The organism is Pedobacter lusitanus (assembly GCF_040026395.1).
GTDB classification, from domain to species: Bacteria; Bacteroidota; Bacteroidia; order Sphingobacteriales; family Sphingobacteriaceae; genus Pedobacter; species Pedobacter lusitanus.
The window spans coordinates 3,292,752-3,317,662 of sequence record NZ_CP157278.1; the positions used below are offsets into that span (position 1 = coordinate 3,292,752).

Here is a 24,911-nt window from a genome sequence, read left to right on the forward strand (position 1 = left end):
AAGATACGTTTTTTAATAACGCTATAAAACATCAATCATTTCTCTTTTCTCCTTGTTTCTGCTGCTTTTTTTGTTCTTTTTTCTCTTTACGGTCTTCCATTTTTTTAACAACCGCCTTCCGGGTTTCTTCCGGACTCTTCATCGGGATTATTCCCAGTCCGATGGTTTCCCGCATACCGGTATAAACACTTTTCCATAACAGGTTAAAGAAAGAAGCACCGGGCGGACGCTCATAATGAATTCTGGCTGTACGTACTGCCTCTCCTTTTGACGGATTGGCATCTTTAATAATCAGCGTATTGGCTAAAAAAGAAAGTAAACCTTTCTGATGTGCCGGCTTCCCTTCTTCTCCTTCTTTCAGCAACTTAATCTTCAGCTGATTATAATAGAGCTGCATCACACCTTCAGAACCCTGCTCACTGGCTTTCGCCTCAAAGTCTATTTTCTGTATTTGCCCGGTTTCAATCTCTACCAGCCCCAATGGTCTGGACAATGGATTTAAACTGGTCATATCCAGCTTACCTATATTTCCTTTAAAAGTGAATGCCCCGTTTTTTGAAGACAGATCAAAATTAATCAGGATGTGCAGCTGTGCAGCCTTAATGAGCTGTGCATGCAAATCGGCTGCTGCATAATGATTTTTAACCCGGGATAAAGAATCGTTGGTCACATTCAGAATATGGCCATTTAGCTGGTCAATATTCACCGTTCCTCGTTTTTGTGACATCGGATTATACTCGGTATAAGCCACATTTACTTTTTTAAATTTCAAGGTATCAATCGTAACCGGAACCGGCAGTCTTTGTAAAGCCACATGCGGAAAATTACGGCCCTTATTTCCTTTACCAGGAGGCATCTCTCGGTTCATAAATATTCTGGCCTCTGTGTTTTTAATCTCAAGCGCCTTTGCATGAATAACACGATCTGTGTTAAACTTCATAAAATCGACTCCGCTGAAACTGACCTGACCGAAAACCAGATCATAACGGTCTTTCTGGATTTTGAGCTTTCTGCTGAAAGCCAGATCGGGATACATCGGAATCACTTTAAAACCTTTAATATTTATCTTTTTACCTGTTGCCGACCCTGTAATTGTATCAGCTTTCATGGTGTAAAGTTTATCTTTTGATACAGCATGATAACCCGCCAGCTCAAAAAATACATCTTTGGTATAATAAAATCTTGTGGTATCGCTTTCAGACCGGGCATCCAGTCTGAAATCCCTGATCTGTACATTCAGGTGTTTTACGGAATTCAGCACCAGGCTGGTTGAACCATTGACATAGTCAAAATCAGCATCTGCAATTTTAATTCCTTTGATGTGAACTGATTTCAGTGTGCCTGAGATGAGCTGGTACAAACTGCGTCCGGCTTTTGCGGTATCAGCCTTTTTATAAACTTTGTTATAAATCATGTTAATGGAAGGGTTCTCCAGAATAATATCATTCATTGCTATCTTTTGCTGAAAATAGACCTGGAGTATTCTTATATGGCGCAATTTCAACCTGGCCAGTTTAACCTGAAACAGGTGTGTGGGCGCTGTCCCTGCTTTCTTTCGCTGTGCGAAAATGGCGGTATCTGGTCTTAGAAAAATACTGTCAACAGTCACACTTCCTGAAAGCAGATTAAGCTGTATATCTTTAAAATCAATCTGATACAAATGCCCGGAACCCCGGTAAACTACTTCTTTAATCTTCTTTGTCAGTACAGGCTTCCAGCTCAGGCTCAGGTATAACGAAGCACCGCCAATGATGACGAACAGGGTAATAATTATTGCGGTAATCCATTTCCATAACTTTTTACTCCCTGATCTTTTGTCTGTCATATTTCTGGTTTTTCATTAAGATTACAGCTGAAGAGTTATAATGTTTTCGATATTTGAAATAAGGACGAGCTAATTTAAATGCTGCCAATTTGTCATTTACAAATTAAATTTAGTATTTTTGTCCTCTTACGAATGTTACTCTTTTATGATCGATTTACAGCTAACAGACAAAACTCATGATGAAGCCCGCCAGGGTGAAGCCCTGATTGTTGAGGCCCCGAAACTGCTTAATGCGAGAAAGCTATATATTGAAAGTTATGGTTGTCAGATGAACTTTGCTGATAGTGAAATTGTTGCGTCTATCCTGCTGGATCAGGGTTATGAGACGACAGGCAACTATCAGGAAGCAGATGCAATTTTCATCAATACCTGCTCCATCAGAGAGAATGCCGAACAGCGTGTACGTAACAGATTATCGCAGTTCGGTATAGAAAAACGTAAAAACCCAAAACTGATTGTCGGCGTACTGGGCTGCATGGCAGAACGTTTAAAATCCAAATTCCTGGAAGAAGAGAAGCTGGTAGACGTGGTTGTTGGCCCTGATGCCTATCGTGATCTGCCTCAGTTGTTAGAACAGGTGGGCGAAGGTCAGAAAGCGATCAATGTACTGTTATCAAGAGAAGAGACTTATGCAGATATCAGCCCGGTCCGCTTAAACGGAAATGGGATTACTGCTTTCATTTCCATTATGCGTGGTTGTGATAATATGTGCTCTTTCTGCGTGGTTCCTTTTACCAGAGGACGCGAACGCAGCCGTGACCCGCATTCTATTCTGGCAGAAGCACAGGATCTATATGACCGCGGTTACAAAGAAGTTACACTGCTTGGACAGAATGTGGACTCTTACAAATGGAAAGGTAAAGAAGAAGCGGAAGACGGAGCAGAAATTATGGTCAACTTTGCCCAGTTACTGGAAAAAGTAGCATTGATCAGCCCGGAACTGCGTGTTCGTTTCTCAACTTCTCATCCTAAAGATATCACTGACGAAGTATTATATACGATTAAAAAGCATGATAACATCTGTAACAATATCCACTTGCCTGTACAATCGGGAAATAGCAGGATACTGGAACTGATGAATCGTACCTATACCCGTGAATGGTATATTAACAGGATTGATGCAATCAGAAATATTATTCCGGATTGTGCAATTTCTACAGATATCATCGCAGGTTTCTGTACAGAGACTGAAGAAGAACATCAGGAAACATTGAGTATGATGGATTATGTGGGTTATGATTTTGCTTTCTGTTTCAGTTATTCTGAAAGACCGGGAACCATGGCAGCGAGAAAACTCGAGGATGATATTCCTGAGGAAGTAAAAAAACGACGCCTGCAGGAAATCCTGTTAAAGCAACAGTCTACTTCTCATTACAGACTGCAAAAGTCTGTAGGAAAAACGGTTAGAATCCTGGTAGAAGGTTTCTCCAAAAAATCTGACAAAGATCTTTGCGGCAGAAATGACCAGAATGCCATGATCGTATTCCCGGCAGTAGAAAATGTTATGCCCGGACAATATGTAAACGTCATTATTGAGCGTTGTACATCTGCAACATTACTGGGCAGAATTACAGATTAGAAAAGAAATACATCCTGGTGAGACTTTAAATATAAAATTATTTTGGACGTACAAGATATTAAAAACCGATTCGGAATTATTGGTGGTTCTCCACTTTTAAACCGTGCTATTGATATTGCCAGACAGGTAGCACCAACGGATATGTCAGTATTGATTACTGGTGAAAGTGGTAGCGGAAAAGAAGTGTTTTCGCACATTATACACCAGATGAGCACCCGTAAACACGGTGCCTTTATTGCCGTAAACTGCGGAGCAATTCCTGAAGGTACAATTGACTCAGAATTATTCGGACATGAGAAAGGGTCTTTTACTGGTGCACATGAAGCACGTAAAGGCTATTTTGAAGTCGCTAACGGAGGAACAATCTTTCTGGATGAGGTTGCTGAATTACCTCTGGGTACTCAGGCCCGTTTATTAAGGATACTGGAAAGCGGAGAATACCTGCGGGTAGGTTCTTCAAAAGTACAGAAAACAGATGTTCGTATTATTGCAGCCACCAACGTGGATGTTTACAACAGGGTTAAATCCGGCAAATTCCGTGAGGATTTATATTACCGTTTAAATACCGTGCCTTTGCGTATTCCTGCGCTGCATGAACGTAAAGAGGATATTTTCCTGTTATTCAGAAAATTCTCTGCTGATTTCAGCGACAAATACCGCAGCCCGGGTATCCACCTGGAACCGGATGCCATACAAATGCTGAGTAATTACAGCTGGCCCGGCAACGTAAGACAGCTGAAAAATATCGCTGAACAGATCTGTGTATTAGAGAAAGACCGTAACGTAACAGCCAATGCCTTATTAAGCTATATTCCCAATGAAGGCGGCAGCAATCTGCCTGTAGCATTGAACAATGGTAACAATAAAGAGGATTTTTCTGAACGGGATATTCTTTACAAGGTTCTTTTTGATATGAAAAAGGACATGATGGATCTAAAAAAACTGGTTGCTGAAATTATTCAGAGCGGCGGAAATACTTCGCATATCATGGAAGAGAATCCGCATTATATCAATCAGCTTTATCAGGAAGTAGATCAGACCGGTAATACGGAGTCCACTTTCATGATCAAAAAGTCTCCTCAAAGTACACCTGTAGATTATAACTACACCCATGATGCGGAAGAAGTGGAAGAGTCATTATCCCTGATTGACAAAGAATCTGATTTAATCAAAAAGGCCCTTAAAAAACATAAAGGCAAACGTAAGTTCGCGGCTCAGGAACTGGGAATCTCAGAACGTACGTTATACAGAAAAATCAAGGAACTCAACTTAAATTAGTTATGACACCATATACACCGATGAAAAAAATCTGTTTGCTGTTATTGCTTCCTGCACTTACTTTATTGAATTCATGTTCTGTAAAATTAAACGGCGCATCTATTCCTGCAGAGATGAAAACTGTAACGGTAGCTTATTTCGAAAATAATGCGCCATTGGTTATTCCAACATTAAGTGCTGATTTTACCGAGGCATTAAAACTGCGCATCAGGAACCAGACACGTCTTGCTGTTACGCAAAGTAACGCGGATGCAATTTTTGAAGGCAGAATTACTGGTTATGATATTAAACCTATCGCACTGCAAAATAATAATGCACCGAGTGCGGGTGGAAACAGGCTGACCATCAGAATCAGCGTAAAATACACGAATAATCTGAGTCCTAAACAGAGTTTCGAGGAATCTTTTGAAAGATTCAAGGATTTCAACATGGGTTCTCAGAGCCTGGAATCTGTTCAGAATCAATTAAATAAGGACATCAATGCACAGCTTACTGAAGATATATTCAACAGGGCTTTTGCACAGTGGTAAAGAAACAGTCATACCGTTCATAAAAATGAATTTCAATCGTTAACTTAGTCTCGTGAAGCTGGATAAAAACATACAACAACAACTTGCTGAATTAATAGCGGACCCTCAAAAGGCTTCTCCGCAGCATTCGGCTATGTTGAGTGATTTGTTGCAGATGTACCCTTATTATCAACCTTTGCATCTGCTATTGGCCAAAGCTGATCTGCAGCGCGCAAAAGACACCAATCAGCTTGCTCAGGCTTCTCTTTATACCAACGGCTCTTTATTACACCATTTCCTGTTCAGAAAGGAAAACAAAGCAGCAAATTTCCTGATTGTCAATGGCTGTAATGGGGTAAGGGAAGAAAATGAACAGGAGATACTTGATCAGCAGGAGATTTATGAAGAAATTGCTGAAGTTGATCATACCAATTATCGCCCGTTTAAAAATTCCGAACATCCTGCCGAAACTATAAATACAGAGGAAACTGCTGAGCGTAAAAATTCTCTGGAAGATGATTTTGTATTTGAAAGCATCGCCTCATCAGATTTCTTCGCCTTTGAACAGAACTTTAGTACTGAGGTTATTGAACAGCAGGAAAAAGAACCTGAACAGGTAATTCCGGTAATTGAAGAACATGAATCTGCAGCAGCAGCCGAAGTGGAAAACAGTCAGATAAGTAATTATCATGATGAAAATTTACCTTACACCTTTTTATGGTGGCTGGCTAAAACCCGCAAAGAACACCAGAGTATCTTTCAGCCTTATGCTGTACCCAAAACAAATAATTCTCAGGAACTGCAGCAGCAATATGTAGAGCATATTTTTCATATACAAAGTCACCTGACCGGAAATGAAACCCTGCTGGAAAATGAAGAACAGCACAGGCCGGCAACAAAGGATGCAGAAATTATAGAGAGCTTTATCAAAAATGATCCGCAGATTATGCCTCCCAAAGCAGAGCAGATCGATAATGAAAACAAAGCGAAGAAAAGTGCAGAGGATCAGAACGACCTTGTATCTGAAACACTGGCCAATATTTACATCGAGCAAATGCTTTACGACAAGGCTATAGATACTTATGAAAAATTAAGTTTGAAGTTTCCAGAAAAAAGACGTTACTTTGCCGACCTTATCCAATCTATAGAAAAGAAAATTTAACCATTTAACATACTATGCTTTTTTTAATTATTTTATTGATCATTATTTGTGTTGCATTAGGTCTGTTTGTTTTAATACAAAATCCTAAAGGCGGTGGTCTTGCAACAGGCGGATCGGGCAGCAATATGTTCGGCGTACAACGTACCGGTGATGTACTTGAAAAAGGCACCTGGGTACTTTTAACGTTAATCGTGGTTGTTTCTCTTGCAATTACTGCTATTGGTAAAACCGGCTCAACCGGAACTACAGGCGGCGGAGATTCAAAAATTCAGCAGCAATTGGATAAAACACCTACACCTTCACCAATTGGCGGCGGCGTAAAACCAGCTCCTGCTACTACTACTCCTGCAACTCAGGAAGCTCCAAAAAAATAAGCTAAAACACATTTTCAGGAAGCCCGTCAGAAATATTTCTGACGGGCTTCTTTCGTTTATCCCTGCCAGTCTGACACAAAAAAAAACAGGCAATAATCCATTAGCTGACAAGCCTGTGTAAATTTGGCAACCAATAGCCCCTTGGCATAAAAACTGATGTATCTTTAATGTTATTACAAAATTTATACGTTAACCTTTAAATTAAAACAATAATTAAGTTATGGCTTTAAACATTAAACCCATTGCAGATAGAGTAGTTGTTGAAGCTGCTCCTGCCGAAGAAAAAACTGCTTCGGGTATTTATATCCCGGATACAGCTAAAGAAAAACCTCAGCAAGGAACAGTAGTTGCAGTTGGCCCGGGTAAATATGCCGAGTTAACAGGAAACTTAGTACCATTGAGCGTTAAAGTTGGTGATGTAGTTTTATATGGCAAATACGGAGGTACTGAAATTACCTTTGAAGGTAAAGAGTATCTTATTATGCGTGAAACTGATCTTTACGCAGTTCTTTAGTTGCTGGTTTAATTCTGGCAAATCTCACCAAATATTAAAAAAATAGTTTAAAAATGGCAAAGCAAGTAAAATATAACGTAGAAGCCCGTGACGCCCTGAAAAAAGGTGTTGACACTTTGGCTAATGCAGTAAAAGTAACTCTAGGTCCAAAAGGACGTAATGTAATTATTGATAAAAAATTCGGTTCACCAGCTATTACTAAAGATGGTGTTACTGTTGCGAAAGAAATTGAATTAAAAGACCCAATCGAAAACATGGGTGCTCAGATGGTTAAAGAAGTTGCTTCTAAAACTGCAGATATCGCAGGTGACGGAACAACAACTGCTACTGTACTGGCTCAGGCAATCGTTACAGCGGGTATTAAAAACGTTGCTGCTGGTGCAAATCCAATGGATTTGAAACGTGGTATCGATAAAGCGGTTACTGCAATTGTAGCTAATTTAAAAGCTCAGTCTCAAACTGTTGGTGAAGATAACAACAAAATCAAACAGGTTGCGTCTATCTCTGCTAACAATGACGAAGTTATTGGTGCGCTGATTGCTGAAGCAATGGGTAAAGTAGGTAAAGATGGTGTAATCACTGTAGAAGAAGCAAAAGGTACTGAAACTGAAGTAAAAACAGTTGAAGGTATGCAATTTGACCGTGGTTACTTATCTCCATACTTTGTAACTAACGCAGATAAAATGGAAGCGGAATTAGAAAACGCTTACATCTTAATCTATGACAAAAAAATCAGCAACATGAAAGAATTGCTGCCGATTTTAGAGAAACAGGTTCAGACTGGCAAACCATTATTAATCATCGCTGAAGATTTAGATGGTGAAGCTTTAGCTACTTTAGTAGTAAACAAAATCCGTGGTTCTCTGAAAGTTGTTGCTGTTAAAGCTCCAGGTTTTGGCGACCGTAGAAAAGCAATGTTAGAAGATCTTGCTATCTTAACAGGTGGTACTGTAATTTCTGAAGAAAGAGGTTACAAATTAGAAAACGCTGACCTTACTTATTTAGGTACTGCTGAAAAAATCGTTGTTGATAAAGACAATACTACTATAATTAACGGTGCTGGTTCTTCTGAAGACATCAAAGCACGCGTTAACCAGATCAAAGCTCAGATCGAAACTACTACTTCTGATTACGATAAAGAAAAATTACAGGAGCGTTTGGCTAAATTAGCTGGCGGTGTTGCAGTTCTTTATGTAGGTGCAGCTTCTGAAGTTGAGATGAAAGAGAAAAAAGACCGTGTTGATGATGCTTTACATGCAACCCGTGCGGCTGTTGAAGAAGGTATCGTTGCTGGTGGTGGTGTTGCTTTCATCCGTGCTATCGAAGCATTAGAAGGCATGAAAGGATCTAACGAAGACGAAACTACTGGTATCGCAATCGTTAAACGTGCTATCGAAGAGCCATTACGTCAAATCTGCCAGAATGCAGGTATTGAAGGTTCTATCGTAGTTCAAAAAGTTAAAGAAGGTAAAGGTGATTTCGGTTACAATGCCCGTACTGATGTTTATGAAAACTTAATCAGTGCTGGTGTTATCGACCCAACTAAAGTTGGTCGTGTAGCTTTAGAAAACGCAGCTTCAATCGCAGCAATGTTGTTAACAACTGAGTGTGTATTAGCTGATGATCCTGAAGATAATGCAGCAGGTTCTGCTATGCCTCCTATGGGTGGCGGCGGAATGGGCGGAATGATGTAAGTCAATTCTGTTAATTACTAATTAAAACCTCCAGTCTAAAAACTGGAGGTTTTTTATGTTATAGAAATTTTAACTCGTTGTAAGGCAGTTGTTTGGAAAATTAGATTCTATTTTCTAAATTGATATACCGATACAATATGAGGAAAATTCTAACTGTTTTTTTCGCTCTCTTCCTTAATATTATATCCTTTCATTCCAATGCCCAGCTTACTATTGGAATGGTGGATGCAGGCCCCTATACGCCCGGGTCAACCATTAGCGCCACTTTTACTATTGGAACAAACAGTTGTATTAAGATTGGTAATACGTTTAATCTGTACCTGGTGGACGCCGGAGGGAACGAAGTTTCCATCGGAACGTATAATGGATTCTACTCTACTTTTGTCAATGGGGTTATTCCTTCAGGTATAACGGCAGGCACAGGTTATAAAGTAAGGGTTAAATCTTCAAACCCGGCGTTGAGCTCTGATTTATCTGCCGCTTTCGAAATTAAAGCTGGCACAGCGGTTACCGCAGGTGTTAGCAGCGTAGCTTCTACCATCAGTAACAATCCGCTGACTTTTGGCTCTTGTAACAGCACAGATAATACAAATTTCAATTTCACCAATACTTCTTCCACTAATCAGGTAACCGCCACAGTTAACAATGAATTAAATCCGGGAACTCCGGTCACCTTAACTTATTCGGCTACTACTCCGGTAAATACTTTTAAAGCAAATCTGGCTCACTATACCGTTTTTGTTAAAGCAACTGCACCTGACGGGACGGTTGGGACACATGCCTATTTTCTGATTAACAATCTTGCAGTGACAGCGTTTACTACTTCCAGTAGCAATACGGTTTGTTACCCGATTGGTTCTTTTGAATATGGTGTTACTGTTAATGGTTCCAGTGGTATTTCAGCCAATTTCCCGGGGAACACGTATAAAATAGACTGGGGAGATGGAACATCCAATGAATATACAATCTGCGATATCATCTCAAACAGCAATAAGGTACAGCATACCTTTACCAAATCATCCTGCGGATTCACTTATACAACAGGTAATCAAACTACCTATAATGCATTCGGAATTAATGTGGGTGTCTACAGTCCTTATTGCGGGGCAATAGGCACGCCAATTTCCACAACGGCAAGGGTTGTGTCCAGACCGATAAACAGATTCAGTGCTCCCGCTGTAGCTTGTCTTGGTGATCATCTGGCGATAACCAACCAATCTACTGCCGGACAGAATCCAAATTCGACTTCTTCTGGCTGTACCGATAATCAAATTTTTTATACGTGGTATGCAAATGGCGTAGCTGTTGCTACGGATGTCCCTTTTTCATTTATCCCGGATATTGTATTCACTTCCAAAGGCAAACACAAGATCAGGCTTACCGCCAGGAGCGCGGGTAACTGCCAGCCAGATGATGCGGAGCAGGAAGTATGTGTACAGGATCCTCCAAAACCCAGCTTTGATCTGGGTAATCCGCTGATCTGTCTTAACCCGGGTACTTTAACTCCGGCCAATACTTCTGTACTGGATAATACCTGTCCGGCGGCGCTGCCTGTTTTCAAATGGGTAATTACCCCTCCGGCTGGTGTCCCGCTGTCCAGTATCACTTTTGATCCTGCTAATCCGGCTCCTCAGTTTAAGTTCACTCAGATTGGTGTATATAATGTCACTTTAACTATCCAGTCGGGAACTTGTTCTGTGACGAGTGCATCACAGAAAATCGTAGTCAACACACAGCCGCAGGCATCTCTTTCGCCAGACAAAACTCTTTGCGCAATTGGAAATTACACTTTTGGCACCGCAACCGGACCGACCCAGACTACACTGAGCGGGACAGCAGAAGAAATAGCGGGAACTTACAACTGGACAGTAACCGGAAATACCAATTATACTTTTGTTGCTCCGGATGGCCCGTCTACAAAATATCCAACAATAAATTTTTCTGATTATGGTACTTATACGGTAACAGTAACCCATACCAACAACTGCGGTACGATTACCAAAACACAAAACATTACCTTTTCTAAATCTCCTAAACCGGAAATAACTGCTTTACCAAGCGCGGTCTGTTATAATGCAGCGATTAACTTAACGGGAAAAATAATTGATGATAATCCGAATACTAAATTTGAATGGATAGGCAACGGAGGCGTTTTCTCTGCTCTGTCAGATCTGATTACAACTTATACCCCCACAGCCGCTGAACGCATTGCAGGAACTGCGACAATTATACTGCGGGTCAAAACAGGTCTCCCTGATCCATGTGCCCAGGTTGAAGCCAGTTTACCGGTGCAGATCTACCCTAACAATACAGGCACCAATGTCACCCAAAATATCTGCTCTGGTCAGCGGGCATTTCATACACCTGCATCCAGTGTACCCGGCAGCACTTTCAGCTGGACGGCAGCAAATGCAGACGGAATGGCTAGTGGTTTTACACCTGCGGGAACCGGTGCTATTAATGACGTGATCACCAATAGCAATGCAACGGCCAATGCTGTGGTAGTTTATACCATTACTCCTCAAAGCAATAGCTGTGATGGAGTTCCCTATACTTTTACAGCAACGATTACCCCTATCCCGGTAATCACGCCTGCCGCGCCACAGTTTGCCATCTGTGGTAATGAACATGCTGGTATCACCATGTCTTCAACGATAACAGGTACCAAATATACCTGGACCAGTACAGCAACTGCAGGAATTACTGGTAATACGAATCAGGGAGTGCCTGCAGCAGTTACTTCTATTGATGACATCTTATCAAACAGCGGTGCTGTACAGGGAACAGTTACTTATGTGATTACACCGGTTTCCGGCACAGGATGTCAGGGTGCAGCTGTAACGGTAACGGTAAAGATTGATCCGGCGATTACTGCTGCCAATGCCGGCCCCGCCCAGCTACTCTGTAACCAGTTAGCAGCAACAATGGCGGGTAATAATCCAAAGGCCGGAGAAACAGGTTTATGGTCTCTCGTTTCAGGAACTGCCACTATTACTGATGCGTCGAATCCTACGACTACAATTACGGGATTAACAGGTGGACAGACCTACGTGCTGAGATGGACAATCAAAGGTCCTTCTAACTGTACGCCCACTTCTGCTGATGTGACAATCACTAATTTCCCTGTAATCAGTAATACGATTGCCAGCAGCAGTACGGAAGTTTGTTACGGACAAAATATTACTATTACAGGTGACACGCCTGCCGGAGGGAATGGAACCTATACATATAGCTGGGAAAGCAGTGCAGATAATGGAACAACATGGAGTCTGATCAGCGGTCAAACCCAGCAAAACCTGAATTTTCAATTGTTAAGCACTCTAAGCTTCAGAAGAACAGTCAGCAGCGGGCCATGTCCAAAAACAAGTAATGTGATCAGTATTATTGCGCAACCTCCTATTGACAACAATACCATAGCAGCAGCACAGACTATATGTACCGGTCTGATTCCTGCTCCGCTGACAGGAAGTGCACCAACTGGTTCTGATGGTCATTTCAATTATCAATGGGAGTCTGGCCCTGATAATGTAAACTGGACTGAGATCAGCGGTGCTGTATTTGTCAATTATAGCCCGCAGACATTAACAGCAACCACTTATTACAGACGTAAAGTAAGCACACAGGCTTGTAACGGGGCACTGCAAAATATAAGTCCTGCGGTTAAAATCACGGTTAAGCCAAATGCAAAAGCCGAATATACTTTTACTGCGGACAATGGCTGTATCCCTTTTACGTTGAATCTGACAGCAACACCATATCCCGACCGTAATGACACCTATACCTGGTATGCTGACAATGTACAGATCGGAACGGGTATCAGGTTCCCTGGTTATATCATGAAAAACAGTAATGCGACTGTAGTCATTAAACTGGTTGTAAGCAGCAGTCTGGGCTGCACACAGGATGAATTCAGCCATACTTTCAGTACGATAGAGAATGTGGTGCCGGCATTTACACAGAGTGCCAAAGAGGGATGCGGCCCCTTGAAAGTCACTTTTATCAATACCTCTACTTCCTTAACAAGCGCCACATTCAAGTGGGACTTTGGCAATGGTATTACCACCACGGATGTGATGCCCGGGCAAATCACTTTTTCACCTGATCCGCAGGGCAAAGACACAACCTATATGGTTTCTCTGACTTCAACAACTGCCTGCGGAAAAACTACGGTAGTCAATAGTGTATTTGTTAAGGCAAAACCAGTTTCGTTGTTCTCTCCGGATAAAACGGTTGGCTGCTCACCAATGAAAGTGACTTTCAGCAATACCTCGCCGGGCGGAACCAATACTTATTATTATGATTTCGGAGATGGTACTTTACTGACAAAGACTGATAAATTACCTGTAGAGCATACTTATGTCACCGGAGCTGTAAAAGATTATATAGTCAGGATGCTTGCAAAAAATGAATGTGGCAGCGAAGAAAGCTTTTATACCATTCGTGTATCACCAAATACCATTTTACCGGAATTAGTAGTTAATGCAAGTGAAAAGGAAGGTTGTGCTCCTCTTAAAGTAAATTTCTATAATAACAGCAAAGGAGCAAGCAGCTTCAAATATGATTTTGGGGACGGCAGTACCCTGGTGACCCGGTCTGCTCCAGAAGTTGTCACCCATACTTTTAATACTTCCGGGACCTTTACGGTTACTTTAACAGCTTCAAATGGCTGTTCTGATACAACGACCACAGAAACTGTAAAAGTGCTTCCACAGCCCGTTGTATCCTTTACAGCTGATGTAACTCTGGGCTGTCCGGGACTGCCGGTTCAGTTTAAAAATACGAGCGTTGGCGGGGTCGGTTATCTCTGGGACTTTGGAGACGGGACCACTTCCGGAGAACTTGAACCGAAACATATATTCAGCAGCGGCCAGGAGTTCTACACAGTCAGCCTCAAAGCGACCAATACACTGGGCTGCACCAATACGCTGGTGATGAATGAATATATTCATATCGTTCCACCGCCCGTTGCGTCGTTTAACGTCCTGCCTTCAACCCTCATCAGCATCCCTGATTACACATTCAGATTTCAGGATGAGAGTACCGGAAATCCTACCATATGGTCGTGGGATTTTGGCGACAAACAACTTTCTGCTTTGAAAAATCCTTCTCATACTTATCCTGATACGGGTACTTATGTGGTTACGCTAAGGGTGACCAACCAGCAGGGATGTTTTACCACTACATTTAAAAAAGTAACCATTGTTGGTGTTCCGGGTTATCTGTTTGTCCCTAATTCGTTTATACCAGGAAGCGAAACGCCTGAACTCCGGGTTTTCAAAGCCAAGGGATCTGGTATAAAAACCTGGAAGATGTCCATCTTCAATAAATGGGGACAGTCGCTTTGGGAAACAACAAAACTTGATGAAGGCCGGCCGGCAGATGGCTGGGATGGCATCTTCAATGGAAGTCCCGTCCCCCAGGACGTGTATTTCTGGAAGATTGACGTCCAGCTCATCAATGGTACGGAATGGAAAGGGATGACCTACGATTCTTCAGCCCCCAAAAGAACAGGAATTATTCACTTGATCAGATAACCGGAAAATGAAGCTGTACTTAAAATGTGTCTTTCTGCTATACGTACTGACCAGGTCAATCGCTGCATCTGCTCAGGATCATATTTATTCTCAGTTTTTTAATGCTCCGCTATATCTTAACCCTTCTCTTACCGGGCAGTTTGAGGGGGATTTCCGGATGAATATGATTTACCGGAACCAATGGACAGGACTGAGTGGTACTTTATCTTATATCAACGCTTCTGCTGATCTGAATATTCCCCGTTTTGGTGGCGGTGTGGGTATACAGTTCAACCGCAGCTCTGAGGGCACAGCCTTCCTGGTAAAAAACAATATAGCAGCAAGCTACTCTTACAGTGTCGGGACTGATGATTTTGTTTTATCTTTCGGCATACAGGCTGGCTTTACAAGCCGGCAGATTGACTGGAACAAACTGGTTTTTTCAGATCAGATAGACAACAGACTGGGATATATTCCCGGCAGTATCAGTGCTGCCCAGCCTCCTGCACAGGCCCGCAAGTATTTCTTTGATCCTGCTGCCGGGATCAACCTGGTTTATGGAAATTTCATGGCCGGCACAGCAATGCATCATATTAACCAGCCTGATGAATCTTTTAGTGGGGCACAGGCAAAACTTCCGCGCCGGATTACGGGTTATGCCAGCTACCGGATCGCTTTAACACAGAATTTCATTTACGGGGAAGACATCGCTTCTTATCTGATTCCATCGGTAGTTTATTACAGACAGCAAAACGTATCCTCCATGAGTGCAGGTTTACAGTTTAAACACAAAGGACTGAATTCTGGTCTCTGGTACCGTTCGGCAGGTGAAGGCGGCCCGGATGCAATTGTGGTCTCCCTGATCTTTGATATTTTTACCGGCCGGGAAAACGGAGAGAAATTAAGACTGGGTATCAGTCATGATGCTACAACTTCAAAAATCAATTACACCAATACAAATGGCACAACCGAAGCCAGCGTAGGTTATCAGAAGTATTTCCCTAACAGTGCGGGATATAATAAGTTCAATGGGGTAAGGTGTTACGATTTTTATTAGAACCCGGCTCCCTGCATAACTATCTGAAATTCTTTCCTTAACTTTAAAACTGTTTAAATCTCACAGACAGGTTTAACCGGTTTTTATCTTTTTGACAGCAATGGAGCAACTAATTGAAGGCAATCATTTTCTTACACAGAGTGAAGTATATAAATTTTTACTGGCGATATTACTCTGCGGACTTATTGGCCTTGAACGGGAGTTGAGAGCCAAACAAGCCGGGCTGAAAACTATGATTATGATCGGCCTGGGCTCTACGCTGTTCACCATCTTATCTATTAAAATCGGGATAGGTAATGCTGATCGTATCGCCTCTAATATTGTAACCGGTATAGGTTTCCTGGGTGCAGGGGTAATTTTCAAAGAGGAGAGTAAGGTAAGAGGATTAACTACTGCCTGTGTAATCTGGATTGTCGCAGCAATCGGAATGGCTATCGGTGCTGGTTTTTCTGAACAGGCCATCGGGGTAACGGTCATCGTTCTGCTGGCATTAATTCTTTTTCCCTATGTGGAAGATTTCGTGCAGCACAGGTCTACTTCCAGAGAATACAGAATTGTCAAGAAATATGAAAATGAAGGTCTCGACAGCTATGAAGAGCACTTTAAAATTGCCGGTTTAAAATTAAGCCGTGGACAGCAAAATCTTTCTGATGGAATTATCAGTGGTACCTGGACTGCTGCGGGTAGTCCGAAAAATCACAAATTATTTGTTGACCACATGCTACAGGATGAAAAAATTCTTGAATTTCAGTTCTAATTTCCCTTTATTCACTTTAACTATTTAGCTTTGCATCATGCATAGAGAACAAATCTCCGTATTCGATATTTTTAAAATCGGGATAGGCCCGTCAAGTTCACACACTCTTGGTCCCTGGAGGGCCGCTCAGCAGTTTACTGCTTCCTTAGCCAGTAAGCATTTGCTGGATAGTGTAGAACAGATAAAAATATTGCTTTATGGTTCTCTTGCCAAAACTGGTCATGGCCACGGTACCGATATTGCTATTCTTCTGGGAATGGTTGGTGCTGATCCGGTAACATTTGACGTCAATGCAATTGACTCAACTATTGAAGCTATCAAAACCGGGCAGCAGCTATCTCTTGCAGGCAGCCATCAGATCTCTTTCAATTATACAGACGACCTTATTTTTCTATATCATGAAAGCCTTCCTTTTCACCCTAATGCAGTTACTTTTCAGGCATTTTTGAGTAACGGCACTGCATTCTCTGAAACTTATTATTCCATTGGAGGAGGCTTTGTAGTCAAAGAAGGTGAAACAGGCGGAGATAAAGAACAAGTAGAATTACCTTTCCCTGTTGAAATTGCAGGAGACTTATTACACTGGTGTTTAACCACGGGATTAAAGGTTTCTGAAGTGGTCATGGAAAATGAACTGATGTGGCGCACTGAGGCAGAAACTAAACACGGTATTCTCCAGCATTTTAAAGTCATGAAAGAATGTACTTTCAGAGGCTGCCATACAGGTGGATTTTTACCTGGCGGATTAAATGTTGGCCGCAGAGCTACAGCTTTAAATAAAAGACTGATTGGAAACAGACCGTACACCGACTATGAAAGCTGGATACAAGCAATCAGAGCCGGAGGAAATGGTTTTAATTATACTTTAGACTGGGTAAGTTGCTTCGCCCTGGCAGTGAATGAAGAAAATGCTTCATTTGGCCGCGTGGTTACCGCCCCTACAAATGGAGCTGCGGGAGTAATTCCGGCAGTATTACAATATTATATCGCTTTTTGCGATGGTTTTGATGAAGAGAAAATCATACAGTTCATTGCCTGTGCATCTGAAATAGGCAGTATCTTCAAAAAAGGAGCAACTATATCAGCTGCAATGGGTGGCTGTCAGGCTGAAATCGGCGTATCTTCTGCCATGGCTGCTGCTGCCCTGACCGAATGTATGGGAGGTTCACAACGACAGGTGATGATGGCAGCTGAAATTGCTATGGAACATCATCTGGGCTTAACCTGTGACCCTATTGGCGGTCTTGTACAGATTCCATGTATTGAGAGAAATACAATGGGTGCAATTAAAGCAATTACTGCAAGCCAGCTGGCCTTACAAAGTAATCCCGATAAAGCCAAAGTAAGTTTAGGTGCTGTTGTCAACACAATGTGGGAAACCGCATTGGATATGAACTCCAAGTACAAAGAAACTTCGGACGGTGGTTTAGCCACTAATATCCCGATCAGCTTACCGGAGTGTTAATTTTTAAAAGCTTTAATGACTGATGGACTAAGCGCTTCTGCCCATTCCTTATACATTTTTCCTGAAGGGTGAAGTCCGTCTGTTGTAATGAGTGAAGCATCAGCCGATGCTTTTCTTGAACCCGGTGTAATATCTGTATAGCTTATTCCTGCCTGAAGCGTTTCTTCTCTGTTAACCGTATTAAAAGCATCAATTTCTCTGGCAATAGCCTTCACATCTCTGCCACTTTGTGCACCGTAGGCAGTCGAGCCCCAGTCAGGGATAGATACCACAAAAACATGTGCAGTATTTCCTCCTGCAAAGCCAACAGCAGTTTTGAGCAGCTCTTTAAACTCATTACGGTAAATAGCTATTGAGTTACCACGATACTGATTATTAACACCAATCAGCAGCGTGACCAGATCATATTTCCGGTTAAGATTTTCAGCCTTAATCCCGGCTATTAATTCGCCGGTTGTCCATCCTGTTGTGGCAATAATTTTAGGCGCAGACAGATTTAAAGCTTGTTTACTCAGGCTCACAGTTAACTGGTATGGAAAACTTTCCATTTGCGTTACCTGTTCTCCAATAGTATAAGAATCTCCCATTGCCAGATATGACAACTGATCTGTAGGCGGGCCGGTTTCAGGTGTAGTAATTTTATTCATGCCGTTTATAGTTTCCTTTGCACACCCAAGCAGGAAAATCAACAGGACAAATGTGGTTATTAACTTCATCTGAAGATTTACGGAGACTGGATGCAATCAGATGTTGAAGGTAATAATTTATATATTCTCCGAGCAGATATGCATCATTTTATTAATGCGTATGCGGCATAAAAATCTTAAACAGATAACTGATGGTAATGATAGATGCAGTAATCATGTACAATACATTAATCAGGTTTTTACTTTTAGGGCCCCACCAGAAATGGGCAGCAAGGCCTGTTATCACAGTTATCAATATAGGTATAGTAGCAGGATATAGATAAAAACTATGATACAAATCACCTTTGAGCAAGGCTAAAAAGGAACGCTGAAAACCACAGCCGGGACAGTCATAGCCTGTAATATATTTAAAGGGGCAGGGCAGCATATAATTATCAGCTTTCTCTAAAAAGGCAGAGAAAGCTGATAAGATAAATATTTTATGCATTGGAATTATGCCTCCGGTGTTGTTGGAGGTGTAGGAGGTTGATTAAAAGGATTGTTCCCACCGAAAGGATTGTTTGCTCCAAATTGGTTATTAGAACCAAATCCGTTTGCTTCTTTAGCCGAAGGCCCCAGATATCTTGCATCTGTGAAAGCCAGTAATGGGAAAAATATAAATGGTAATAAGAGTAAACCTACTGTAAAACCTTCCGATTTACCAAAACTCTTAGCCAGAAGATTGATTGACCAGATACCAAAAACAATGTTTGTACATGGCAAAATCAACCATAGAATCCAGATTGGTGGTTTTCCAATAATTTCCAGTATAACAATCATATTATAAATGGGCACGATTGCCGCCCACCCAGGTTTGCCCGCCTTTTCGAAAATCCTCCACATGGAGTACACAATCAAGATAAGGACAGCAAAATACATTAATCCTCCAAAAAGGCCGATTCCCATTGGAGAAGTACCAGTAGCGTTATAATCCATAGTTTATTTTTTTAGTATTTGTAAGATAGGAAAAAAAATAAATAAATGTTTTACTAAACGGTGACAAATAACAATTAATTAATATAATTCCATTTGAAACAGAGTGGAAATATGTTTTTTAAGCACGTTTTTTACCTCAGACAAATTTAATTCATAACCAAGTTCTTTCTGCATAGAGGTAACGTCCTTATCATCTATCCCACAAGGAATTATATTTTTAAAATACTCCAGATTCGCATTTACGTTAAAAGCAAAACCATGCATGGTTACCCAACGGCTGCAACGCACACCCATCGCACAGATTTTTCTTGCCTTTTCATTATCAGCATCAAGCCATACCCCCGTAAACCCAGGATACCTGCCAGCTGCAATACCATAATCTTTTAGGGTTAGAATAACAGCTTCTTCCAGAGTTCTGAGATATAAATGTATATCTGTAAAAAAATTATCCAGATCAAGAATCGGATAACCTACAATCTGTCCGGGGCCATGATAAGTAATATCTCCTCCGCGATTGGTTTTATAGTAGGTAGCTTCCTTCTCTTTAAGTCCTTCTTCATCCAGTAAAAGATACTCCGGATGTCCACTTTTTCCTAAGGTATAAACATGGGGATGTTCACAAAACACAAGGAAGTTTGGCGTTTCATCTGTAGTCTCCTGTATGCGGTTATTTGTCTTGACAGCAATGGTATCTTTAAAAATAAGTTCCTGATTATTCCAGGCATCCTGATAATCCACCAATCCCCAGTCAACAAATTTTACTTTCTTATTCATCTCAGTTTAAAATTAAGCAACAACGTATCCCAGCATATAACCATCTGTTGTCTTAAAATAATTTGCAGTTAAAGTTCTCCGGCCTTCAGGCAAATCTACCAAAGCAGTTAAAGATCCTTCTTCATGCAACTCAAAAGGCTGTATGTGAATATCCCTCTTAAATTCCAGGCCTTTTTTACCATACCATTTATAGATTGCTTCTTTTACACACCAGCAAACATAAAGTCCGTCAGTATTATCCTTAACATGCAGCAGTTCGGGAGGGGAAAGAAATTTTTGCTGAATACGGTGAATCTTAGGTTCGATTCTTTCAATGTCAACGCCTACTCCATTTTTTTTTCCGATCATCACCGCTGCGTAATCAAAAGAATGACTCAGTGAAATGGTAGAATCAGAATTAACCAGATATGGTTTTCCATGCTCATCAATACGACAATCAATATAATCGGCTGTATTCAGCATCGTACGCAGAAGCAAACGCGTACTTAACCAGTGCAACAGCCGCTTACCATTGTTCAATGTCGCCAGAAAATCCAGCTCATGCTTCTTTAACTGCAGGCCGGAAATCAGGTCTTCTTCCCGTTCTTCGATTTTCCATACGGCAAGTATGGTTTGATCGTCAATGTCTTTATTATAGATTACAGGCATCGTATTTAAAAAATCAATGCAAAAGTATCTTAAATTAATCATAATTTCGCCCAAAGACTTTACAAATGATACTTTCCGATAAGCGTATTCTAGAAGAAATTGACAGAGGAACAATAATTATTGAACCTTTTGATCCAGGATGTTTAGGCACAAATTCCTATGATGTTCATCTGGGGAAATACCTGGCAACTTATACTGACAGGGTACTTGATGCCAGGGCACATAATAAAATTCAACATTTTGAGATTCCAAAAGATGGTTTCGTTCTGCAACCAGGTACTTTATATCTGGGCGTAACCCTTGAATATACCGAAACACATGCACATGTTCCATTCCTGGAAGGTAAATCAAGTACCGGCCGCCTGGGAATTGATATCCATGCCACAGCAGGAAAAGGTGATGTCGGTTTCTGCAATACCTGGACACTGGAAATTTCCTGTGCACAACCCGTAAGAATTTATGCAGGCATGCCTATCGGACAGTTGATCTATTTTGCTGTGGAAGGAGATATTGAGAAGATGTATAACGCTAAAGATGATGCAAAATACAGCAATAAAACAACCAAACCGGTTGAAAGCATGATGTGGAAGAATACCTTTTAGAAGCTTCCTAAAATTGCATTAATAATATAGCAATTGAGCCTCAATATCCCTATATTGAGGCTCAATTGCTATATTATGAAAACCAAATATCTTTATGCATGCCTTGTCCTGCTGATCTGCACTTTCTCTTTTGCATTCAGACTGGCGGATGACCCATTTGAGGCACTGCTAAAAAAGCTATCAGACTTTAATGAAGAGAATCCGCAGGAAAAAGTCCATCTGCATCTGGATAAACCTTACTATGCCATTGGCGATAATATCTGGTTCAAAGCCTATGTTACGGATAATTCCACTAATCAGCTTTCCAAAATCAGCAATATTTTATACGTAGAACTGATTAATGAAAATGACTCTGTAAAACGTCAGGTCAAACTTCCGCTGGAATCAGGTTTATCCTGGGGAGATTTCAAATTAACTGATACTCTGCCAGAGGGAAATTACAGAATCAGAGCTTATACGCAATGGATGAGAAATGCCGGCCCCGATTACTTTTTTGATAAAACGATTAAAATCGGGAATGCCTGGACAAACAAAGTCTTAACTGATACAAAATATACCTATAGCAGCACTAACAATGAAGAACATGTAAATGCGGTAGTTACTTTTACAGATAAAAAAGGACAGCCCTATGCGAATGTTCCTGTCAGCTATAATGTCCGTTTAAAAGATAAAACTGTAGAAAGAGGAAAAGGCCTGACTAATGCACAGGGTGCGATGACTATTTCCTTTAGCAGTAAACAGGCAGAAGCTAACGTATCCGGGAGAATCACTGCAACACTAACTATAGACAACAAGGAGAAAGTTGTTAAAACTATCCCAGTCAAAGCTACATCAGATGCAGTTTCAGTTCAGTTCTTTCCCGAAAGCGGAAATCTGACAGAAGACCTGCCTTCAAGGGTAGGTATCAAAGCTATTAACTCTGCTGGTCTGGGTGAAGATGTTTCAGGCGCTGTTATTGACCAGGATGGTTCAGAAGTTCTTCCTTTTAAAACCAGCCATCAGGGTATGGGGAGTTTTATCATTAATCCCCAGGCCGGAAGAACATATACAGCCAGAATTAAATTAAAAGATGGCTCAGTTCAAAATATCGCCCTGCCAAAAGCACTTACAGCAGGCTATGTAATGACTGTCAACAATAGTGACAGCAGTAAAGTAAATATTAAATTACTGATCAGTGAATCTTTATTGAATAAGGGAGAAATGAAACTGGTGATACAGCATAATAATACTGTATCAGGAGTGCTGAAAATCACCACAATCAAACAAGTATCCACGCTGTCATTGAATAAAGAAGAACTTCCATCGGGCATAATTCATTTCACGTTATTCTCTCCGGATAATATTCCGGTTGGAGAAAGATTGATTTTTAATAATAATCCTGCAGAGCTGATGAATACAGAGCTGCTGAATTTAAAACCATCGTATGGTATCAGAGAAAATGTACCGCTTGAATTAATGGCTAAAGATAATGGCAAACCTACAATAGGTAGCTTTTCTATTGCAGTGACCAACGCCAGTATCGTAGATCCTGATGCAGATAATGAGAGTAATATACTGACTTCTTTACTGCTCACTTCAGATCTGAAAGGATATATCGAGAAGCCCAATCAATATTTCAGGGATAACAGCAAACAAACAAGAGAGCATCTGGATCAGCTGATGCTTACTCAGGGATGGAGCCGCGTATTATGGAAGGATATCATGGGAAACACATTTGCCAAACCTGTTTTCCAGGCCGAAAAATCCCTTAAAGTCAGTGGTACGGTGACCACCCCTGGAGGTAAACCGATCCCTAACGGGAAAGTCACTCTGTTTTCAAACGCAGGCGGGATCTTCATGATAGATACTTTGACAGATGCCAAAGGGCATTTTAATTTTGATAATATTAGTTTTGGTGACAGCACAAAATTTGTAGTCCAGGCACGTAATGCCAAAGACAAAAAAAATGTGGAGATTAATCTGGACCAGATTCCGGGACAAATAGTAACCAGGAATAAGAATACCGGCGATATCGAGGTCAATGTCAATGAAGCTATACAAAGTTATATTATCAAAAGTGAAGGATATTTTAATGACCTGACCAAAAGGGGGCTGCTGGAAAGAAGTTATACACTGGACCAGGTTAATATTGTACAGAAGAAAATACAGGCTAAAAACTCTGCAAATTTAAATGGTGCAGGACGTGCGGATGCTATTTTAAAAGACACAGATCTGGGTTATTGCACCAATTTATCTCAATGTTTGCAGGGCAGAGTGGCCGGATTACTGATCCGGGATGGGAAAGCCTATCTGATGCGGAGCAGCAACACACCGATGCAGATCATTCTGGACGGAACCAATGTAGGATCAGATTTTCTGGATAATATACAGCCTACAGAAGTAGCCACTATAGAGGTATTAAAAAGTGTGGGTAATACCGCTATATATGGATCTCAGGGTGGCGGAGGTATTTTAATCATCACTACCAAAAGAGGCGGAGATTCCAGCTATGTCAGATACGCACCTGGAATTGTGACCACAACACCTTCAGGTTATTATGCCGTACGCCAGTTCTATTCTCCAAAATATAGTACTCCGCAACAAATAAGGGCAGCAGATAAAAGAACTACAGTATACTGGAATCCGCATTTACCAACCAGTGCTGCAGGTTCTGCTAAATTTAATTTCTATAATACAGACGAATCAGGAACTTATAGAGTTGTTATAGAAGGAATCAATGCCGAGGGGCACCTGGCAAGAAAAGTATATACTTACGATGTAAAATAAATAAGCTATGAACACAATTAATGTGACAATAAAAGACCGTTTAGCACTGATAACACTCAACCGTGGTAAATCCAATCCCCTGAACAGGGAAATGATCACTGAGCTTACCGATATGCTCCATAATATAGCCAATGATGATAATATTGGTGGTGTGATTATAACAGGCAGGGAAAGCTTCTTTTCTGCCGGTCTGGATCTGATTGAGCTATATGGTTATAATGAGGAAGAAGCCAAATCTTTCTGGCACTTATTTCTGGATTTCATTGCTAAAATTACAGCTTTCAGGAAACCAATGGTTGCAGCAATCAACGGGCATTCTCCTGCCGGAGGCTGTGTGATTGCATTAGCCTGTGACGCCAGGATTATGGCAGAAGGTAAGTTTATTATTGGTTTGAATGAGGTTCCGGTTGGAATTATAGTGCCTGAAAGCATTTTCAGCTTATACTCTTTCTGGCTGGGTAAGGGGCATGCGACCAGAAGTTTACTGGAGGGTAAGTTATTCAGCCCTGAAGAAGCATTAAGTATAGGCCTGGTTGATGAACTGGTTAATCCGGACAGCATCATGACTGCTGCCGAACGCAGAATAAGAAAATATATGGCCCTGGAGCCTAATACGTGGCAGCAAAGTAAACTGAATATCAGAAAAGAGCTGATTACTGCAACTTCAGCCGATCAGTCTGAAGCATTAAAAATTATGCTGGCACAATGGTGGTCTCCGGCTACCAGGAACATCCTGAAAATGATTATTGACAACCTTCAAAAGAAATAAGTT

At 41.2% G+C, this 24,911-nt stretch carries 20 protein-coding genes; 14 read left to right on the plus strand and 6 right to left on the minus strand.

Going from position 1 to position 24,911, the window contains the following annotated elements; all coding sequences use genetic code 11:
• Window positions 1-31: 31 nt before the first annotated feature.
• Window positions 32-1,825, minus strand: a complete 1,794-nt coding sequence (locus PL_RS14070) for a DUF748 domain-containing protein (protein ID WP_041878202.1) — start codon at window positions 1,823-1,825, stop codon at window positions 32-34.
• A 145-nt stretch (window positions 1,826-1,970) separates the two neighbouring features.
• Between PL_RS14070 and miaB the strand changes: the two genes are divergently transcribed.
• The 11 genes from miaB to PL_RS14125 all read left to right on the plus strand — a co-directional run bounded on the left by miaB (window position 1,971) and on the right by PL_RS14125 (window position 17,727).
• The gene (gene miaB, locus PL_RS14075) at window positions 1,971-3,404 is read left to right on the plus strand and encodes a tRNA (N6-isopentenyl adenosine(37)-C2)-methylthiotransferase MiaB (protein WP_041878203.1); all 1,434 of its coding nucleotides are present in this window, start codon (window positions 1,971-1,973) and stop codon (window positions 3,402-3,404) included.
• A gap of 42 nt (window positions 3,405-3,446) precedes the next feature.
• On the plus strand, window positions 3,447-4,682 hold the full coding sequence (locus PL_RS14080; RefSeq protein ID WP_041878204.1) for a sigma-54 interaction domain-containing protein: 1,236 nt from the start codon (window positions 3,447-3,449) through the stop codon (window positions 4,680-4,682).
• A gap of 2 nt (window positions 4,683-4,684) precedes the next feature.
• Window positions 4,685-5,212 carry an LptE family protein gene (locus PL_RS14085; protein ID WP_235324428.1) on the plus strand — a complete coding sequence of 176 codons (528 nt, stop codon included), beginning with the start codon at window positions 4,685-4,687 and terminating at the stop codon, window positions 5,210-5,212.
• A gap of 52 nt (window positions 5,213-5,264) precedes the next feature.
• Window positions 5,265-6,353 carry a hypothetical protein gene (locus PL_RS14090; protein ID WP_041878205.1) on the plus strand — a complete coding sequence of 363 codons (1,089 nt, stop codon included), beginning with the start codon at window positions 5,265-5,267 and terminating at the stop codon, window positions 6,351-6,353.
• Window positions 6,354-6,367: 14 nt separating this feature from the next.
• The gene (gene secG / locus PL_RS14095; RefSeq protein WP_041878206.1) at window positions 6,368-6,727 is read left to right on the plus strand and encodes a preprotein translocase subunit SecG; all 360 of its coding nucleotides are present in this window, start codon (window positions 6,368-6,370) and stop codon (window positions 6,725-6,727) included.
• A gap of 220 nt (window positions 6,728-6,947) precedes the next feature.
• Window positions 6,948-7,241, plus strand: a complete 294-nt coding sequence (groES, locus tag PL_RS14100; RefSeq protein WP_041878207.1) for a co-chaperone GroES — start codon at window positions 6,948-6,950, stop codon at window positions 7,239-7,241.
• Window positions 7,242-7,294: 53 nt separating this feature from the next.
• Window positions 7,295-8,935 (plus strand): chaperonin GroEL, encoded by a 1,641-nt coding sequence (gene groL / locus PL_RS14105; protein WP_041878208.1) that lies wholly within the window; start codon window positions 7,295-7,297, stop codon window positions 8,933-8,935.
• 137 nt (window positions 8,936-9,072) lie between these two features.
• Window positions 9,073-14,469, plus strand: a complete 5,397-nt coding sequence (locus PL_RS14110; RefSeq protein ID WP_041878209.1) for a PKD domain-containing protein — start codon at window positions 9,073-9,075, stop codon at window positions 14,467-14,469.
• A gap of 7 nt (window positions 14,470-14,476) precedes the next feature.
• On the plus strand, window positions 14,477-15,505 hold the full coding sequence (locus PL_RS14115) for a PorP/SprF family type IX secretion system membrane protein (protein WP_041878210.1): 1,029 nt from the start codon (window positions 14,477-14,479) through the stop codon (window positions 15,503-15,505).
• A gap of 100 nt (window positions 15,506-15,605) precedes the next feature.
• Window positions 15,606-16,262, plus strand: coding sequence for an MgtC/SapB family protein (locus tag PL_RS14120; protein ID WP_082035803.1), 657 nt, complete (start codon window positions 15,606-15,608; stop codon window positions 16,260-16,262).
• Window positions 16,263-16,299: 37 nt separating this feature from the next.
• A complete protein-coding gene (locus tag PL_RS14125; RefSeq protein ID WP_041878211.1) occupies window positions 16,300-17,727 on the plus strand; it encodes an L-serine ammonia-lyase in 1,428 nt (475 codons plus the stop codon).
• On the opposite strand, the gene PL_RS14130 is transcribed toward PL_RS14125, so the two are convergent.
• The 5 genes from PL_RS14130 to PL_RS14150 form a co-directional block, all read right to left on the minus strand.
• Window positions 17,724-18,275 carry a GDSL-type esterase/lipase family protein gene (locus PL_RS14130; RefSeq protein WP_410429540.1) on the minus strand — a complete coding sequence of 184 codons (552 nt, stop codon included), beginning with the start codon at window positions 18,273-18,275 and terminating at the stop codon, window positions 17,724-17,726. The genes PL_RS14125 and PL_RS14130 overlap by 4 nt on opposite strands.
• Window positions 18,276-18,525: 250 nt before the next feature.
• Complete coding sequence (locus PL_RS14135; protein ID WP_041878213.1) at window positions 18,526-18,861, minus strand: DUF2752 domain-containing protein; 336 nt, start codon at window positions 18,859-18,861, stop codon at window positions 18,526-18,528.
• A gap of 5 nt (window positions 18,862-18,866) precedes the next feature.
• Window positions 18,867-19,349, minus strand: coding sequence for a DUF5684 domain-containing protein (locus tag PL_RS14140; RefSeq protein WP_041878214.1), 483 nt, complete (start codon window positions 19,347-19,349; stop codon window positions 18,867-18,869).
• Window positions 19,350-19,427: 78 nt separating this feature from the next.
• Entirely contained in the window at window positions 19,428-20,123 is a 696-nt protein-coding gene (gene lipB, locus PL_RS14145; RefSeq protein ID WP_041878215.1) for a lipoyl(octanoyl) transferase LipB, read from the minus strand.
• Between the two features lie 12 nt (window positions 20,124-20,135).
• Window positions 20,136-20,813: a 4'-phosphopantetheinyl transferase family protein gene (locus tag PL_RS14150; protein WP_235324429.1), complete on the minus strand. Its 678-nt coding sequence runs from the start codon at window positions 20,811-20,813 to the stop codon at window positions 20,136-20,138.
• Window positions 20,814-20,836: 23 nt separating this feature from the next.
• On the opposite strand from PL_RS14150, the gene dcd reads away from it, so the two are divergent.
• From dcd to PL_RS14165, 3 genes are all read left to right on the plus strand, one after another.
• Window positions 20,837-21,373 carry a dCTP deaminase gene (dcd, locus tag PL_RS14155; protein ID WP_041878217.1) on the plus strand — a complete coding sequence of 179 codons (537 nt, stop codon included), beginning with the start codon at window positions 20,837-20,839 and terminating at the stop codon, window positions 21,371-21,373.
• Window positions 21,374-21,448: 75 nt separating this feature from the next.
• The gene (locus PL_RS14160; RefSeq protein ID WP_041878218.1) at window positions 21,449-24,139 is read left to right on the plus strand and encodes a carboxypeptidase-like regulatory domain-containing protein; all 2,691 of its coding nucleotides are present in this window, start codon (window positions 21,449-21,451) and stop codon (window positions 24,137-24,139) included.
• Between the two features lie 7 nt (window positions 24,140-24,146).
• A complete protein-coding gene (locus PL_RS14165; RefSeq protein ID WP_041878219.1) occupies window positions 24,147-24,908 on the plus strand; it encodes an enoyl-CoA hydratase/isomerase family protein in 762 nt (253 codons plus the stop codon).
• Window positions 24,909-24,911 lie beyond the last annotated feature (3 nt).

Excerpts from the sequence above, each read along its gene's own strand:
- miaB (WP_041878203.1), top strand. The coding sequence starts at position 1,971 with ATGATCGATTTACAGCTAACAGACAAAACTCATGATGAAGCCCGCCAG.
- PL_RS14070 (WP_041878202.1), bottom strand. The coding sequence starts at position 1,825 with ATGACAGACAAAAGATCAGGGAGTAAAAAGTTATGGAAATGGATTACC.
- PL_RS14140 (WP_041878214.1), bottom strand. The coding sequence starts at position 19,349 with ATGGATTATAACGCTACTGGTACTTCTCCAATGGGAATCGGCCTTTTT.
- PL_RS14130 (WP_410429540.1), bottom strand. The coding sequence starts at position 18,275 with ATGGAAAGTTTTCCATACCAGTTAACTGTGAGCCTGAGTAAACAAGCT.
- PL_RS14160 (WP_041878218.1), top strand. The coding sequence starts at position 21,449 with ATGAAAACCAAATATCTTTATGCATGCCTTGTCCTGCTGATCTGCACT.
- PL_RS14135 (WP_041878213.1), bottom strand. The coding sequence starts at position 18,861 with ATGCATAAAATATTTATCTTATCAGCTTTCTCTGCCTTTTTAGAGAAA.
- PL_RS14115 (WP_041878210.1), top strand. The coding sequence starts at position 14,477 with ATGAAGCTGTACTTAAAATGTGTCTTTCTGCTATACGTACTGACCAGG.
- lipB (WP_041878215.1), bottom strand. The coding sequence starts at position 20,123 with ATGAATAAGAAAGTAAAATTTGTTGACTGGGGATTGGTGGATTATCAG.
- PL_RS14125 (WP_041878211.1), top strand. The coding sequence starts at position 16,300 with ATGCATAGAGAACAAATCTCCGTATTCGATATTTTTAAAATCGGGATA.
- PL_RS14110 (WP_041878209.1), top strand. The coding sequence starts at position 9,073 with ATGAGGAAAATTCTAACTGTTTTTTTCGCTCTCTTCCTTAATATTATA.
- PL_RS14120 (WP_082035803.1), top strand. The coding sequence starts at position 15,606 with ATGGAGCAACTAATTGAAGGCAATCATTTTCTTACACAGAGTGAAGTA.
- PL_RS14165 (WP_041878219.1), top strand. The coding sequence starts at position 24,147 with ATGAACACAATTAATGTGACAATAAAAGACCGTTTAGCACTGATAACA.
- groES (WP_041878207.1), top strand. The coding sequence starts at position 6,948 with ATGGCTTTAAACATTAAACCCATTGCAGATAGAGTAGTTGTTGAAGCT.
- PL_RS14150 (WP_235324429.1), bottom strand. The coding sequence starts at position 20,813 with ATGATTAATTTAAGATACTTTTGCATTGATTTTTTAAATACGATGCCT.
- secG (WP_041878206.1), top strand. The coding sequence starts at position 6,368 with ATGCTTTTTTTAATTATTTTATTGATCATTATTTGTGTTGCATTAGGT.
- dcd (WP_041878217.1), top strand. The coding sequence starts at position 20,837 with ATGATACTTTCCGATAAGCGTATTCTAGAAGAAATTGACAGAGGAACA.
- PL_RS14085 (WP_235324428.1), top strand. The coding sequence starts at position 4,685 with ATGACACCATATACACCGATGAAAAAAATCTGTTTGCTGTTATTGCTT.
- groL (WP_041878208.1), top strand. The coding sequence starts at position 7,295 with ATGGCAAAGCAAGTAAAATATAACGTAGAAGCCCGTGACGCCCTGAAA.